At 59.1% G+C, this 15,203-nt stretch carries 8 protein-coding genes and 5 pseudogenes; 4 read left to right on the top strand and 9 right to left on the bottom strand.

All coding sequences use genetic code 11. The annotated features are described in order from the left end of the window. Window positions 1–42: 42 nt before the first annotated feature. Window positions 43–2,543 (bottom strand): annotated as a pseudogene (locus EJ067_RS33915) (FAD-dependent oxidoreductase). A gap of 490 nt (window positions 2,544–3,033) precedes the next feature. Beyond that, a complete protein-coding gene (locus EJ067_RS33910; protein WP_126089381.1) occupies window positions 3,034–4,068 on the bottom strand; it encodes an IS110 family transposase in 1,035 nt (344 codons plus the stop codon). A gap of 191 nt (window positions 4,069–4,259) precedes the next feature. Here EJ067_RS33910 and EJ067_RS33905 point away from each other — a divergent pair. Beyond that, a pseudogene (locus EJ067_RS33905) lies at window positions 4,260–5,013 on the top strand (IS256 family transposase); the annotation flags it as partial. 243 nt (window positions 5,014–5,256) lie between these two features. On the opposite strand, the pseudogene EJ067_RS35880 reads toward EJ067_RS33905, so the two are convergent. Continuing rightward, window positions 5,257–5,418, bottom strand: a pseudogene (locus EJ067_RS35880) (tyrosine-type recombinase/integrase); the annotation flags it as partial. Between EJ067_RS35880 and EJ067_RS35875 the strand changes: the two are divergent. Further along, window positions 5,405–5,537: pseudogene (locus EJ067_RS35875) on the top strand (IS256 family transposase); the annotation flags it as partial. The pseudogenes EJ067_RS35880 and EJ067_RS35875 overlap by 14 nt on opposite strands. Before the next feature lie 90 nt (window positions 5,538–5,627). Here the strand turns inward: EJ067_RS35875 and EJ067_RS33890 are convergent. After that, the gene (locus tag EJ067_RS33890; protein ID WP_189510857.1) at window positions 5,628–6,848 is read right to left on the bottom strand and encodes an IS110 family transposase; all 1,221 of its coding nucleotides are present in this window, start codon (window positions 6,846–6,848) and stop codon (window positions 5,628–5,630) included. Between the two features lie 264 nt (window positions 6,849–7,112). Here EJ067_RS33890 and EJ067_RS33885 point away from each other — a divergent pair. Both EJ067_RS33885 and EJ067_RS33880 read left to right on the top strand, forming a co-directional pair. After that, window positions 7,113–7,328, top strand: a pseudogene (locus tag EJ067_RS33885) (transposase); the annotation flags it as partial. Between the two features lie 441 nt (window positions 7,329–7,769). Then, window positions 7,770–8,264: an Lrp/AsnC family transcriptional regulator gene (locus tag EJ067_RS33880; protein ID WP_126089379.1), complete on the top strand. Its 495-nt coding sequence runs from the start codon at window positions 7,770–7,772 to the stop codon at window positions 8,262–8,264. 482 nt (window positions 8,265–8,746) lie between these two features. Here the strand turns inward: EJ067_RS33880 and EJ067_RS33875 are convergent, their stop codons facing one another. The 5 genes from EJ067_RS33875 to EJ067_RS33855 form a co-directional block, all read right to left on the bottom strand. Beyond that, window positions 8,747–10,399 carry an MFS transporter gene (locus EJ067_RS33875; RefSeq protein WP_126089378.1) on the bottom strand — a complete coding sequence of 551 codons (1,653 nt, stop codon included), beginning with the start codon at window positions 10,397–10,399 and terminating at the stop codon, window positions 8,747–8,749. Window positions 10,400–10,892: 493 nt separating this feature from the next. Then, on the bottom strand, window positions 10,893–12,014 hold the full coding sequence (locus EJ067_RS33870; RefSeq protein WP_126089377.1) for an ABC transporter ATP-binding protein: 1,122 nt from the start codon (window positions 12,012–12,014) through the stop codon (window positions 10,893–10,895). A 281-nt stretch (window positions 12,015–12,295) separates the two neighbouring features. Further along, window positions 12,296–13,417 carry an ABC transporter ATP-binding protein gene (locus EJ067_RS33865; RefSeq protein ID WP_126089377.1) on the bottom strand — a complete coding sequence of 374 codons (1,122 nt, stop codon included), beginning with the start codon at window positions 13,415–13,417 and terminating at the stop codon, window positions 12,296–12,298. Further along, window positions 13,414–14,238, bottom strand: coding sequence for an ABC transporter permease (locus tag EJ067_RS33860; RefSeq protein WP_126089376.1), 825 nt, complete (start codon window positions 14,236–14,238; stop codon window positions 13,414–13,416). The genes EJ067_RS33865 and EJ067_RS33860 overlap by 4 nt, the downstream gene beginning before the upstream one ends. Then, the gene (locus EJ067_RS33855) at window positions 14,235–15,104 is read right to left on the bottom strand and encodes an ABC transporter permease (protein WP_189510257.1); all 870 of its coding nucleotides are present in this window, start codon (window positions 15,102–15,104) and stop codon (window positions 14,235–14,237) included. Before EJ067_RS33855 ends, EJ067_RS33860 begins: the two co-directional genes overlap by 4 nt. Window positions 15,105–15,203 lie beyond the last annotated feature (99 nt).

The following is a 15,203-nucleotide window of genomic DNA, read 5'->3' as shown; positions in this document are numbered from 1 at the left end:
CTCCGTAACAACATCTGGCAGAGCTGCAACCCATATCCAGATCTAGGATCGCATACGATCACCGGTCGGGTCATATATTGGGCGAAGGTGAGCGCTGGCCACGCAACGTGTGCCCGCAACGTCTATTTCAAAACGTGAACTAATTACCTCTTCAGCTCGCTCGTCAGCCGCGCAATGGACGTAACCTAGCCCAATGGCAGATCCAACGTAATGCCCATAAGCCCCAGACGATACTTCTCCTGCGGGTTCGCCGTCACGAAAAATAGGCTCATGCCCATACAGCAACGGCGCGGCATCAAGCAGTTTGAATTGCATCAGGCGGCGTGTAAGACCCTGATCTTTCCGCGAAAGTACAGCGTCTCGTCCAACAAAATCACCGAACCGCGATTTTGCTTTTTCGGTCCTAACTGCGAATCCAAGGCCCGCCTCAAGAATGTGGTCGTCACCTGTGATGTCGTGGCCGATCTCCCTGAAGGCCTTTTCGATGCGCAAACTGTCGAGAGCTCGAAATCCACAGGGCCGGAGACCCAACGGCTGACCGGCGCTCATGAGAACGCTATAGACATGGCGTGCCTGATCCGTCGGGACGTAAAGTTCCCACCCCAGCTCACCAACGTAACTGATGCGGTGGGCGCGCACAACAACCATGCCAAACTCGATCTCCTGTGCGGTTCCGAACGGAAAGCTGCTGTTAGACAAGTCTGCGTTTGTACACTTAGAGAGGACCTCCCGCGCTTTCGGCCCCATTACCGCGAATACAGCTTCGCCTGACGTAACATCTATCGACCAACAACTGGCCTCGACAGGCGTGTTTCGCTGCAGCCAGTTGAGCTCTCTGCGTACGGTGCTAGTTGGGGTGATAATAACGAATTCGGTTTCGGAAAGTCGAGTTACGGTAACATCTGCTTCGATCCCCCCCGAGCATTCAGCCATTGAGTGTAGACGATTTTCCCGACGGGCACGTCCATATCATTGGCGCAAATCTTCTGTAGAACGCCCAAGGCATCTTTGCCCAACACGCGGATTTTTCCAAAGGACGTCAAATCGAAGACGCCGCAAACTTCTCGGATACGCCTATGCTCCGCGGCCGCCAAATCAAACCACGCCTGGCGTTCCCACGAGAGTTCCGTAATGGGCATTTCAAAATGTGACCCCTGGGCAGGTGCGAACCAGTTGGCAACTTCCCAACCTGCCAGCTCACCGAAGCACGCACCTGCTACACCGAGCTCATTAAATATGGGCGATTGCCGAAGCGGACGCGCCGAAGCATAGTCTCGGTAAGGAAATGTGTTTGCGAACTGCAAACCAAGGATTTCGGGCACTCGATGACGTAAATAGGTCCTATTGGATTGAAAAGTCTGAAAGCGGCGGATGTCCATGTCGCGAACATCAGTTGTAGGCTCACCCGAGTCGATCCATTCGGCAAGTGCCTTACCGGCGCCCCCAGAAGTAACAATGCCAGCTGAATTGAAGCCGCATAGGCACCAAAACCCAGCGACATTCGGAGCTTCGCCCATAATCAATTGGCCATCCGGCGTAAAGCTCTCGGGCCCATTAAAGAAAATTCGTATGCCGGCGTTTTTTAGCATCGGCAGTCGGCTTACAGCGGCTGTCAGGATAGGTTCGAAATGATCAATGTCCTCAGGCAGTTGATCAAAGCAAAAATCTTCTGGGATACCGTCAATTCCCCATGCTTTTCCTTTAGTCTCGAAGGCACCAAGCAGAAGCTTGCCGGCATCTTCCTTATAATATGCGTACTCGTCTTGGACACGCAGAACCGGAAGATCGCGTTTTAAACCAGGGATCGGTTCCGTAACGACATAAAAGTGCTCGCACGCGTGGAGGGGAACCTTAACCCCAGCCATCGCGCCAATTTCGGACCCCCACATTCCCCCACAATTCACCACAACGTCGGCATCGATGTTTCCACTCGTAGTTTCCGCGCCCCGAATTCGACCGTTCTTCACAACCAATTTTGTAGCTTTGACACCCTCGACAATCCGAACACCTTGCTGTCGGGCACCCTTTGCCAACGCCAGAGCTACGTTTGTCGGATCTGCTTGCCCGTCACGCGGAACGAACATCCCTAGGCGGACATCTGAGGTCTCAAGCCCAGGGTAACGATCGGAGCACTCTTCCGGTGACAAGAGGTGCGCTTCCATTCCGTTTCGGTTGATTGGGGGACACAAACGTCGCAGTTCGAGCTCTCGCTCCGCGGATGTTGCTACGAACAAAGATCCATTACGCTTGATGCCCGTGGAAATACCCGTTTCGGGTTCAAGACGCTCATAGAGATCAGCAGAGTACATGAGCAGCTTCTGCCAGTCCGGATCAACGCGGCCGAGGCTAAGGAGTCCTGCGGCATGCCATGTAGTTCCGCAGGTGAGCTTCTCGCGCTCAATGAGAACGATGTCGCGCCAGCCTAGTTTGGCGAGATGGTAGGCAACAGAGCACCCGGCTGCGCCTCCGCCAATGATTAGACACGAAGCATGGGAGGGGACCGACTGGGAGGTCGACTGGCCCTTTAGTTGCTTTTCTTCCACTGTGACCTACCTTCGCTTCACGCCGCTTTTTCGGAACTACCCTGTCAGTTAACTGGGATTTGCCTGGCAGCCGTTATTGCTGCCGAGAAAAACTGTGCTTTTAAAAATTTTACCGGCGTTTCGAGGAGAAGTGTTTCTGAAGATTACCTTGGAGGCAAAAAAGCTTTCTGCAGATTGTCCCGTTTGGCAGCTGGAAACGATCGACACCGACGGCCCGATTGCCGAATGTGGGCCGGTGACGTCCCTGGAGGTTCTCTAATCGCCTCTGTCAATGCGCTCCTTTCTTGTCATTGATGTAGCGCGTGCCGGGCTCAGGGTTCTCTCCGGGGTCGATCGCAAGGATCGCCGCATGTTTGCGTTGGAACGGGTGGGTCGAAGTGGTGTTCGCGGTTCCGTTGGACCGCATGCCAGGGAGCGACCTCATCCGCGCAGCGTCCCGGCAGGACGCATCTCGGGAAACTGGGCTTGTGTAGGGCGGCGAGGCTCCTCCTCAGGCTGCAGCAGCCGCGTAGCGGAACGGCTCCTTCGTCTTCCACATTGCGTGGAGGATGACGGCGAGCTTGCGCGCCACCGCGACCTTTGCCTTCTTGAAGCCGGCGCCCTTGGCGATCCGCAGGCCCCAGGCCTTCAGAGAAGAGAAGCCAACCTGTCGCGTGAGGATCACATTGGCGGCTTCATATAGGTGGGTTCGCGTGAGCTTGTCACCGCGCTTCGAGACGCGGCCGTTTCGACTGACCTCGCCGGATTCATAGCGCCTGGGCGTGAGACCGAGATAGGCGCCGGCGCTGGAGGATCGACGGAAGCGGGAAGCATCGTCATAGGTCGAGGCAACCGACAGCGCGATCACGGCGCCGACGCCGGGAGCCGTCATGAACAGGCGGGCCATGGCATTCTGTTTCGCGGCAGCGCGAACGCGCGCGTCGAGAACCTTGATCCGCTCAATGATGGATCTGCGGGCCTCCATCATCGTCTCTACGATTGCCTTGATCTCGGGCGCGGCCACCAGCTCGCCGGAGACGATCTCCTCGGCACGACGGGCAAAGCCACCCACCTTCTTCCCGAACATGACGCCGAAGGTCTTCAATAGCCCTCGTATCTCGTTCTCGATCTTGCCGCGGACGCCGACCAGGAGATCACGTGCCGACAGAAGCGCCCGCGCAACGTAGGCGCCGTGACTCTTGATGCGGACTTCCTTGAACCATCCCGTGCGCACGATCTGAGCCAGGCCGGCTGCATCATGGCGATCCGTCTTGTTCGGCATCATCGAGAGGGCAGCATTTGCGTGTCGTGCATCGAGACACACGATCGACAGCCCGCGCTTCGTAAGTTCATTCCACAGCCAGACCGCTAGCGGGCCAGTTTCCATGCCGATCCTCTCGATCTCTCCGCCTTTCCCGGTCAGCCAGTCCGAGATGGCGTCAGGATCGGTTGGAACCTTTCCCTCCGCGACCTTCCGACCGTTCTCATCGACCACGCAGATGGCGGTCTGTTCCATCGAGACATCCAGGGCTGCATACTTCGTCATGGCAGTTCTCCTTCCTGCGCTTCGGCGCTGACCGATTCATCGACATGGTCAGATTGGGGAACTGCCGCTCGGATTACGAGAGGCGCCACCCGCGATTACGCTAAGTGGTGTAGGTGGGCAGGGCGGTGGTCATCGGCGCTTTCCGGTAGGGTCTGGTTGTCGAAGCCAACACCTGACGGGAAGGATCACCGATGACCGACGACATGATGAACCTGCGCGCGCTGGTGGAGAAGACCCTGACGCTGATCTCCTGCGCGAGATGATCGGCTTTGCCGCCGAGAGACTGATGGAGATGGAGGTGGGTGCCGCGACTGGCGCCCCCTATGGCGAGAAGTCGCCGCTGTGCACCGCCCAGCGCAACGGCTATCGCGACAGGGACTGGGAGGCGCGGGCCGGCAAGATCGAACTGCGCATCCCCAAGCTCAGGAAGAGTTCCTACTTCCCAGGTTTCCTGGAGCGGCGCCGCACGGCCGAGAAGGCGCTGACGGCGGTCATCCAGGAGGCCTACGTTCACGGCATCTCGACGCGCTCCGTCGACGACCTGGTCAAGGTGATGGGCATGAGCGGCATCTCGAAGAGCCAAGTCAGCCGCCTGTGCGAAGAAATCGACGGCAAGGTGAAGGCGTTCCTCGATCGCCCCATTGAGGGCGACTGGCCGTATCTGTGGATCGACGCGACCTACCTCAAGGTGCGCCGCGGCGGACGCATCGTCTCGGTCGCCGTCATCCTCGCGGTCGGCGTCAACACCGATGGCCGCCGCGAGGTTCTGGGCATGGAGATCGGCACGTCGGAGGCCGAGCCGATCTGGACGGCGTTCCTGCGCAAGCTCACCCGGCGCGGCCTGCGCGGTGTGAAACTGGTCGTCTCCCGATGCTCAGGAAGGCTTGAAGGCCGCCGTCACCAAGGTGCTCTCTGCTACCTGGGCAGCGCTGCCGGGTCCATTATGCCGATGTCTGGATTATGCCGACCTTGGGGGTGGATGTCGGCTTCGGAAGCGGTGATCGCTGCGATGGGGTCGGCATAATCCAGCGCCTCGAGGAAAGCGAGAAGCTTGTCGGGCGGTCTGTAGCGTCCTGGCGCCGTGTTGGCCGGCGTGGTTTTCGCCAGGGTGCGTTCTTTAAGCTCCAGATCGGCGTGCAAGTAGATGTGGGTGGTGTCGATCTGTTCGTGGCCAAGCCACAGCGCGATCACCGAGGTGTCGACGCCGGCACGCAGCAGTCGCATTGCCGCGGTATGACGCAAGGTATGCAGTGTGACCCTTTTCCGCTGCAGCGACGGACAGTTTCTGGCAGCGATTTCGACATACCTCGCGAGCCGGTGCTCGAGAGCGTCGCGGCTCGCAAACCAGATCCGCCCGAAGGTGCCGAGTTGGCCGCCATCCTCGACGACGCCGAGCCGGACGTGCTCGCTTACATGACCTTCCCGAAGGAACATCGGCAAAGCTGCACTCCACGGATGAGATCGACAAGCGCTTTCTTTCCGGTCGTGGTATTCTTCAACGGCGCGGGCGACCTCGTGGCGAAGCGTGGCGCATCGGCTGAAAGCGCCGCCGGGCAGCCTTATTCATGCCTTGCCGGATTGAGGCGCCCGCGCGCCCTTTCCTTTGGCGGGCGCGGGCGCCAAGCCTCGACAAAGTGTTCGTAGCCCTTCTGGGCCTGTTCGGCTACGCGCATCTCCTGGTTCCGGAGTTCCCTGACATTGTAGGCATACGCGGGTCCGCGACTGTTGCCTTTCTTCTGCGGCTTGCCGGCTTGCAATTCCATGCTGCGCACCTTGTGGGCGACGAGACTTGGTCGCGCCCAGAGGTAGTCCTCCTCCTTCGTCAGCAGATGCCAGCATAGAACCGTCAGCTTGCGCGCGACAGCGACTGCGGCAACCTGATGGCCGCGCCTGGCCCGGATACGGACGAAGAACGCATGCAGCGGACCCGGGGCCTTAGCGGCCGCCCAGGCGGCCTCCACCAGCATCGCGCGGGCGTGGCTGCGTCCGACCTTGCTGATCCGGCCATGATGGGCGGCGCCGAGGCTCGACTGATGCACACGCGGATTGAGGCCGAAATAGCTGACCAGCTTCTGAGGGCTCTTGAAGCGAGCGATGTCGCCGATCGCCGCCATCAGCCCCGCTGCCACGGCCAGGTTGACGCCGGTGATGGTGAGCAGACGCCTGATCGCTGGATCGTCCAGCGTGGTCTCGGCAATCTCCCGGTCGAGGGTCGCCAAGTCCTCGGCAAGCCGATCGAGTTCGCGCACATGCCGCTCGATCGCGAACCGCTCATCGTCGGGCAATGGTTGGCGCGCCAGCCAGGCGCGGCCGCGGACGTTGAACAGATCGGCGTGCGGACACTTCGGGATCAGATGTGCATGAAGGATCGCATGCACCTCGTTTTTGATCCGTGTTCGATGCCGCACAACCTGGTAGCGGTGTGCGACCAGCCTGCGCATTCGCTCGGTGGCGGCATCCGGCGTCCAGATCTCCGGCAGATAGCCTGCGGCGTACAGGCTGGCCAGAGTGCCCGCGTCGACCTTGTCAGTCTTCACATGGGCATGGGCGATCGCCTTCACCTGAAGTGGGTTGGCGATGACCACCCGCTTCACGAAGGGTGACAACACCCGTGACACCGCCATGCAGTTACCGGTCGCCTCGATTATCACCTCGTCTGTCGCCAGAAGGCTCTTACCAAAGCCCTCCAGCGCCGTTCGGGTCATGTCGACCCGCCCTCCATGTCGAAGTCTGCCATCTTCCCAGAAAACCACCTCCCCAAAGGTTCGGTGGATGTCCATTCCAATCACGCGTCGCATATGCGCCTCCTGTCAGAGCGAAACGACGGGAGCGGCGGGCGACACGACAACTACGGATTCGCGCTCACGGCGCAACCGGGCGAGTCGCAGAGGCGGCCAGCTACTAACACGAGCTCTCGGCTCATCGTGTGGATCGGCCTGCCCGCACCTTCGTGCTCCCGGTGCCTCCGTCCCGGATGGTCGCACCATACGCCGCGATCCTGGAAACCGCAGCCGGTCATCGGCACCGAGATCTTCATACCGGTTACGAATCCGATCGAGCGGCTCAACGGCGAGATCAAACGGCGAACCGACGTCGTCGGCATCTTCCCGAACGACGACGCCATCGTGCGCCTTGTCGGTGCCTTGCTGCTCGAACAGCACGATGAGTGGGCAGTCCAACGCGCTCGCTACATGACGCTGGAAAGCGTCGGACATTTGAGCGATGATCCTCTCATCAGCCTGCCCGCTGTGGCGCGCTGATCAGCCCGGCACTGCCGGAAAACACGGCGACCATCGCCGCCAGCTACACCACTCAGTGGGACACTATCAATGGGCCGCGCGCGTAACCGCTCCATTCTCCTAGTGGCGGAAGTTTCTGGCGGCCCCGTGCGGCCAGCCAGCACGGATTGGTAGAACACTGATCTTCCTGCTTTGGACCGCAGCGCGATGCGTCCGCGAATGATGCAAGGCTATGTTACAAGCCGATTTCAGACCGCAGCCTTTTCAAGGCAGACTGCTGGGCTCGACCCAACCAATTCCGAACCTTCGAAGTGCTGTAATCTCTCCGCAATTGTTGCTACACCTGAACTGGCATAGGACGATGCGTCGTTGCTAGATGGACGAGCCCGTCCAACGGGCAATGGCGGAAGCCGGAGCGGCATGCGGCATCACGTTTGGGGTCGCTTCAAGAAGAGATGACACATGAATAAGCTCGACCGCATCGACTATCGTATCCTTGAGGCGCTCCAGGATGATGGGCGTCTTCCCGTGAAGCGGCTCGCCGACATTGTCGGCATTTCCGTTTCGCCTTGCTGGCAACGAGTTAAGAAGCTTGAGAAAGCGGGAATAATACGCCGCTATACGGCAGAAATAGCAATTGAAAAACTGCAGACTATTCAGATCGTTTTGGCCCACGTGGTAATGACCAGGCAAAACCGTGAGACTTACGCGAAATTTGAGCGCCAAGTGCGCGACATTCCAGAAGTAGTAGAATGTTATGAGGTAACTGGATCTTTTGATTATCATCTTAAGTTTATTGTGGAAAACATGGAAAGATACAATGAAATAGTTGAAACGTTTCTTGGCACCGCGTTTGGTGTAGAAAAGTACTTTACCTATGTCGTGACCCGGACGGCGAAGGACGAACAGAATGTCCGCGTGAGCAGTGAGCTAATGTCGCGGACGGCACCCGGCTGAGAACCGGGACGGTGCCCGTCCTAACTGTCGGGAGAGATCGAGATGGCAATGGCGCACGAAACTGTTTTCGGAAATCAGGATTCGATCCTGGCGCTGCTACCTCTGTCGTGGACCATCTGCTCGGGGACGGACAATCGCATACGGTGTCCGGCGGCCCTCCGGGTTGAGAAACACCACCGTCATGCGCTTAATGTGACATTGGCTTTTCCAGGCGGTCAACCGCGTCGGAGATGGGAACTGAGGCTGCGGGAAATGGAATAAGCAACCGGCCGAGCGATCCACTGTGATGACTTCGGCAACGACAGTTTGAGGTTGTGCCGTCGTGCTAAAAAAACAATCGTCAAGTTAGACGAGCGTACACATGTAAGGCCGCGGGAGCGCGCCAACAGCATCATTTGGCTCCAGCTGAGCCCGCAAGACTGCTTTGATCTATCATCCCGTTTTCAGACGAAAATGGCACAAAGCGCCGATTATTGACACCATTAGCGCCGAAAAAAGAAACTCGTTGGATGTTCGCGCTTGTGGGGCGCCCCAGTCGGGCGCTCCATGGCAAGCCTTGTGCGCGGGGGGAGCTGGCCGGCATGCAATTCGCGAAGGCGCTGGTCCAGTTCCTTGTCCACCGACGTGAGGCGATGGTTGAGGCGAAGATAGTCCATCCAGGTCGGCGTGCGGAATGTCTCCGTCCAATTCAATGGCTCCTGCAGATCCCTCTGAAGATTCCAGTGCCTGGCGCCTGCGCGGCTTTGCACGCGACGCCGTTCTCGCATCTGATCGAGAAATTCCTCGAGGTTCGCTTCCGGGATGGCGTACTCGATCTTGATCACGATCGGACCGCTCCTCGACTTCAGGTCGAGGGCGAGTTGCGGGGTCTCGAAATCAAGCGAATCCTGATCGGACTCCTTCCATTGACGGATTGGCAACAGGAGTCCGGTGGCGGCAACCAGCAGCAGGGCGCCGGCGGAACTCTCCAGCGCCAGCGTGAGGGAATAGTTTTCAGCCACCACGCCCCACAGCCAGCTTCCGGCCGCAACGCCGCCTGACGCAAGCGCAGAGTAGATCGAGAGCGTACGCCCGACGACCCATCGTGGGCTCGACAGTTGCACGCTGACGTCAAGCCCGGTCCAGGTGACGACCCATCCTGCCCCGCCGAGGGTCAAGGCAATCGTCGCCACCGCGATCGAAGGCGTGAAAGCAAGAGCCAGGCAGCAGGCGGCGCAGGAAATGCATGCCAGCGTGGTCAGCCGCTCCTGCGACAGCTGCCGTCTCAACGCATTGTTGGAGATGCCCGCGCACAGGGCACCGGCGCCAAACCCGGCCATCAGGACACCGTAGACGATAGGTCCTCCCCCCAGTTGATCGCGCGCGACGAGAGGCAGCAGCGCCAGGATGGAAATGCTTGTCAGTCCGAAAAGAGTTCCGCGCGCGATCGCAGCCTTGATCTCTCCCGACAGCGCCGTGAAGCGCGCCCCGTCATGAATTGCCGTGGTCAACGGCTCACGCGGAAGGGGCGAAGAACGACCGCTCCATTTGCGGAGAGCTATGACCCATAGCATCGCGAAATAGGTCAGCGTCGCGAGGGCAAATGCAGTCAGCGGTCCGAAAAAGGCGACAATGATGCCGCCGACCGCCGGCCCGATGCTCTGCATTGCATTGTAGCCACCCAAGATTAGTGTGACGGCAGCGGGAACTTCGCGCTTTCGAAGAATGTCGCCGACCGACGCGTGCCAGGCCGGATCGGTGAAGGCGGCACCGCATCCGGCAAGACAGCTGCATGCCAGGATCATCCATGGATTGTTAATTCCGAGCCCCACAAGGACGGTCAGCATGATCGATGACAATGCTATCACGCACCAGCCGATCGCCATGACGTGACGACGGCTGAAATTGTCGGCAATAGCGCCGGCAAAGATCGACAACAGGAAGACCGGCAGCGTCGTGGAAGCCTGCACGAGCGCTACCATCACGTCTGACCTCGATGTGGTTGCCATGAGCCAGCTGACCGCCACGGTCTGAAAAAGCCAACCCAGGCTTGACACCTGCGCGGCGAGCCAAACTGCACGAAACGTTGCGTTCTTAAGAGGAGCGAACGTCGCGGACGAAACTGCATCTGCGTCCGCGCTCACCACCGTGCCCATCGGCCGAACCTTTCAAGATTTGGTAGACGTCAGCCCGAAATTCCCTGCCGCAATTGCCCATGCAGCGGGGCAGGATCAGGGCATTATTGATGCGACCAAATCGCTCCCTGAAGGATCCAATGTCATGGCGCGAAAGCACCATTTCATCGGCTCATTGCAAGGTGCATTGGCGTACCGCTTAGTCACCTGGAAAACATGGATCTGGAAATCAATAGGCCATGCTCATTTCTGCCGACACCCCGGGGCGGCTGCCGCCGAGACTTGCTCGACGGCAGCCTGATTGCCTTGGGAGGCGAAGGGGCAAGGGCAAAGGCGACTGTGTGAACGATGATCACCCTGGCGGCGGTACGTGCGCCTCTGAACGTGCGCCGGCTGAGATCAGCTTCTAGATTTGAACGACCTAAGCAGCGCCGCGCAGTGCGTTAACACGATGCAATCAGCTCCACTCGCGTCTATGGCCTTGCTGCGTCGACAGCACCCTCGCCGATCACGACTAATCAGTGGCCAACCAAGACTCATTAACGGGCCAACTCACTCTCACCTGATCGCCTACGGTCCATGGTCGAGACTCGCTGGGCCGGTGGGGGTCCGCAACTGTGAAGGTCGTACCGTCCTCAATGCGCACGTGGTAAGAGCGATACATCCCCTTGAATAGTACCTCGGTCACGCTCCCCAGCAGACCCGTACCCGCGGCCGGCTCAAGTTGGCAACATTCAGGTCGGATGACGAGATACGCTCGTTCACCCTGAGGGAGGTCAGGAACATCCGGTAGCGGGCCTCGCATGCCGTTCGCGGTGGAGTATTCGCGTGTTCCATGCGCAACAGTTACTGGGAGGCAGTTTGACGCGCCGATAAAGTCGGCTACGTAGCGAGTTGTTGGGCGGTCGTAGATGTCCTCCGGGGATCCCAGTTGGCATACACGTCCACCTCGCATCACCGCGATCCGATCGGACATGGTCAAGGCTTCCTCTTGATCGTGGGTTACGTAGACAAATGTCATCCCGAGCCGCTCCTGGAGCGCCTTAAGCTCTATCTGCATAGTCTTGCGCAGTTGCAGATCGAGTGCCCCGAGCGGCTCGTCGAGCAGCAGGATGCGCGGACGCTTCACAACGGCGCGCGCTAGCGCAACGCGCTGTTGCTGACCGCCCGAGAGCTCGTTCGGGCGTCGCGATGCAAATTCCTCCAGCCGTACCAGCGAGAGGGCCTCGTTTACCCGTTCAAGCCGCTCTTTCTTGGGCACCCCGTCCTCTCGCAGTCCGAAGGCAACGTTCTCTGCAACGTCGAGATGCGCGAAAAGCGCGTAGCTCTGGAAGACGGTATTGATCGGTCGCTTTTCGGGTGGTTGGTCTGTGATGTCGCGCCCCTCAAGGAGGATCCGCCCGCTCCGCGGTCGTTCGAAGCCAGCGATGAGGCGCAGCGTCGTTGTCTTTCCGCACCCGCTGGGACCCAGTATTGAGAAGAACTCCCCCTGCGCGAGCGACAGGTCGACTGCGTCGATCGCGTGCGCAGAGCCAAACGACTTAGACAGGCCGCGGAGTTCGAGGAAGTCCTGCCTGGAAACAGCAGGAGCTTGGACGACGGCCCCGGCGTTTGTGCGGGCGCTCACTGTACTCATGACCTGGCCCCCTGATCGCGACCCATACTCCGGCGCCTCCGCGCGGAGCGCAGCCAATAGTAGGCAGATAGGCCAAGCAGGATGACCAGCGTCGAAAGCGCAATCATGAATGTCGCAATCGCGTTCACCTCAGGGGTGATTTTCGTGCGCATCAACGAGACGATCTGAATCGTCACAACTGGCATTTTGCTCCGCCTCTTATCTGGAGTTCACTTCGACATCAGGCGCGATAGCTCGCGTCTATGGCCTTGCTGCGTCGACAGCACCCTCGCCGATCACGACTAATCAGTGGCCAACCAAGACTCATTAACGGGCCAACTCACTCTCACCTGATCGCCTACGGTCCATGGTCGAGACTCGCTGGGCCGGTGGGGGTCCGCAACTGTGAAGGTCGTACCGTCCTCAATGCGCACGTGGTAAGAGCGATACATCCCCTTGAATAGTACCTCGGTCACGCTCCCCAGCAGACCCGTACCCGCGGCCGGCTCAAGTTGGCAACATTCAGGTCGGATGACGAGATACGCTCGTTCACCCTGAGGGAGGTCAGGAACATCCGGTAGCGGGCCTCGCATGCCGTTCGCGGTGGAGTATTCGCGTGTTCCATGCGCAACAGTTACTGGGAGGCAGTTTGACGCGCCGATAAAGTCGGCTACGTAGCGAGTTGTTGGGCGGTCGTAGATGTCCTCCGGGGATCCCAGTTGGCATACACGTCCACCTCGCATCACCGCGATCCGATCGGACATGGTCAAGGCTTCCTCTTGATCGTGGGTTACGTAGACAAATGTCATCCCGAGCCGCTCCTGGAGCGCCTTAAGCTCTATCTGCATAGTCTTGCGCAGTTGCAGATCGAGTGCCCCGAGCGGCTCGTCGAGCAGCAGGATGCGCGGACGCTTCACAACGGCGCGCGCTAGCGCAACGCGCTGTTGCTGACCGCCCGAGAGCTCGTTCGGGCGTCGCGATGCAAATTCCTCCAGCCGTACCAGCGAGAGGGCCTCGTTTACCCGTTCAAGCCGCTCTTTCTTGGGCACCCCGTCCTCTCGCAGTCCGAAGGCAACGTTCTCTGCAACGTCGAGATGCGCGAAAAGCGCGTAGCTCTGGAAGACGGTATTGATCGGTCGCTTTTCGGGTGGTTGGTCTGTGATGTCGCGCCCCTCAAGGAGGATCCGCCCGCTCCGCGGTCGTTCGAAGCCAGCGATGAGGCGCAGCGTCGTTGTCTTTCCGCACCCGCTGGGACCCAGTATTGAGAAGAACTCCCCCTGCGCGAGCGACAGGTCGACTGCGTCGATCGCGTGCGCAGAGCCAAACGACTTAGACAGGCCGCGGAGTTCGAGGAAGTCCTGCCTGGAAACAGCAGGAGCTTGGACGACGGCCCCGGCGTTTGTGCGGGCGCTCACTGTACTCATGACCTGGCCCCCTGATCGCGACCCATACTCCGGCGCCTCCGCGCGGAGCGCAGCCAATAGTAGGCAGATAGGCCAAGCAGGATGACCAGCGTCGAAAGCGCAATCATGAATGTCGCAATCGCGTTCACCTCAGGGGTGATTTTCGTGCGCATCAACGAGAAGAGCACAAGCGGTAGCGTGTTAAGGTCAGAGGAAAGGAAGAGAGACGTAATGACGTTGTCCATGGAAAACGCGAACACCAGCAGGCTAGCGGTCAGAATCGCGGGCATTGCCTCCGGAAGAGTCACCCGAATCAGGGCACGCGCGGCGGTTGCGCCCAAGTCACGGGCAGCCTCCTCGATATATGGGTCGCGGCGTGCCAACCGAGCGCTCACGATCATGATCACATAAGCAGTGTAGAGGCTGGCGTGTCCAACGACGACGGTGCCAAACCCGCGTGGCCAGTTCACTGCCTGGAACGTCACAAGCAAGCCAACTACGAGAACGAGTTCTGGCATAAGCAGCCGCGAGTAAGTCGAGGCGTTGGTGACTGCGCGGACGGTCCAACCCGCACGCCGGAGCCCGATCGCGGCTAGTGTTCCGGTTGCGGTCGAGATCGCTGTAGTGGCTGTCGCGATGAGGAGGCTGTTGCGGATCGCCTCGAGGACCACGTCGTCCTCAAACATTTGCTTGAACCAGCGAGTTGTCAACCCTCCCCACTCTGCCATGTTGGCATCGCCGTTAACGGAGTTCGCAATGACAAGAACAATGGGAACGAACAGGAACATGTAGACTAGGATCACGAAGCTGTAGAGGGGTACCTGTCGCAGCGCACGGGTCACAACGGCATCCTCTCAAGCTCGATGCGCCCGACGACCCTTATGCAGAGTCCAATCGCGGCTAAGAGTAGGCCTACCAGGATGACCGAGAGCGCTGCGCCGTAGGGCCATTCGAAGCTGCGACCGAACTGGTTGGCGATAACGTTGCCGTACATAAGAGTCTTGCCGCCACCGAGAATGGTGGGAATGACGTACTCACCGGTGGCAGGCGCTCCCACTACGATGATTCCCGCGATCATCCCCGGTAAGCCTTGAGGGTAAACGACCCTGCGGAAAGTGGATATGCTGCTCGCGCCTAGGTCCCGCGCTGCTTCAAGCACATGAGGATGTATACGATCCAGAACTACGAAGAGGGTCAGAACCATTAGCGGGAGATAGTTGTAAACGATGCCTATGATAATAGCAGAAGGGCTGAAAAGTAGGTCTAAAGGTCGATCCAGCACTCCAAGTGAGATGAGGGCATCATTTAAAATCCCGTTAGTATCGAGAATGCCCACCCAAGCATAAGTTCGAATAACGAATGAGGTGAGGAAGGGGATTATTACCAGCGTTACAAGGTACGGCTTGAACCGGCCTGCTCGAAAAGCGAGAAAATATGCCAGCGGATATGCCATCAACAGGCAAATAAACGTTGCAGCCCCGGAGATCCAGAGAGACCGAACCAGGGCCTGCAAAATGATCGAGTCGTTAAACCGCTCGTAACTTTCCAAAGTCCAGCCAAAGGATATCTTGGCAGTCAATGTATCCTGCGTAGCGAACGAATACAGGATCATCAGCGCACTAGGTACGAGGAAGAACAACAGTACCCAGACCAGGTTTGGCAAGGAAACCAAGCCGCGCGACAAGCCGGAGAGTTGCGGCCGCTTCATCGAAAATCCAGACCGAGCTGAGCGTGGCAGCAAGTTTCGCCAACGCGCCAAAGACGATATTTCCCTGCCCACAGGAGCATCAGCATACTCGTTGGGCGT

This window comes from Mesorhizobium sp. M1D.F.Ca.ET.043.01.1.1 (genome assembly GCF_003952385.1).
GTDB lineage: Bacteria > Pseudomonadota > Alphaproteobacteria > Rhizobiales > Rhizobiaceae > Mesorhizobium.
Note: the sequence above shows the minus strand (reverse complement) of the source record. Positions and strands in the feature narration are given on the sequence as shown.

Excerpts from the sequence above, each read along its gene's own strand:
- EJ067_RS33875 (WP_126089378.1), bottom strand. The coding sequence starts at position 10,399 with ATGGGCACGGTGGTGAGCGCGGACGCAGATGCAGTTTCGTCCGCGACG.
- EJ067_RS33870 (WP_126089377.1), bottom strand. The coding sequence starts at position 12,014 with ATGAGTACAGTGAGCGCCCGCACAAACGCCGGGGCCGTCGTCCAAGCT.
- EJ067_RS33890 (WP_189510857.1), bottom strand. The coding sequence starts at position 6,848 with ATGGACATCCACCGAACCTTTGGGGAGGTGGTTTTCTGGGAAGATGGC.
- EJ067_RS33855 (WP_189510257.1), bottom strand. The coding sequence starts at position 15,104 with ATGAAGCGGCCGCAACTCTCCGGCTTGTCGCGCGGCTTGGTTTCCTTG.
- EJ067_RS33880 (WP_126089379.1), top strand. The coding sequence starts at position 7,770 with ATGAATAAGCTCGACCGCATCGACTATCGTATCCTTGAGGCGCTCCAG.
- EJ067_RS33865 (WP_126089377.1), bottom strand. The coding sequence starts at position 13,417 with ATGAGTACAGTGAGCGCCCGCACAAACGCCGGGGCCGTCGTCCAAGCT.
- EJ067_RS33910 (WP_126089381.1), bottom strand. The coding sequence starts at position 4,068 with ATGACGAAGTATGCAGCCCTGGATGTCTCGATGGAACAGACCGCCATC.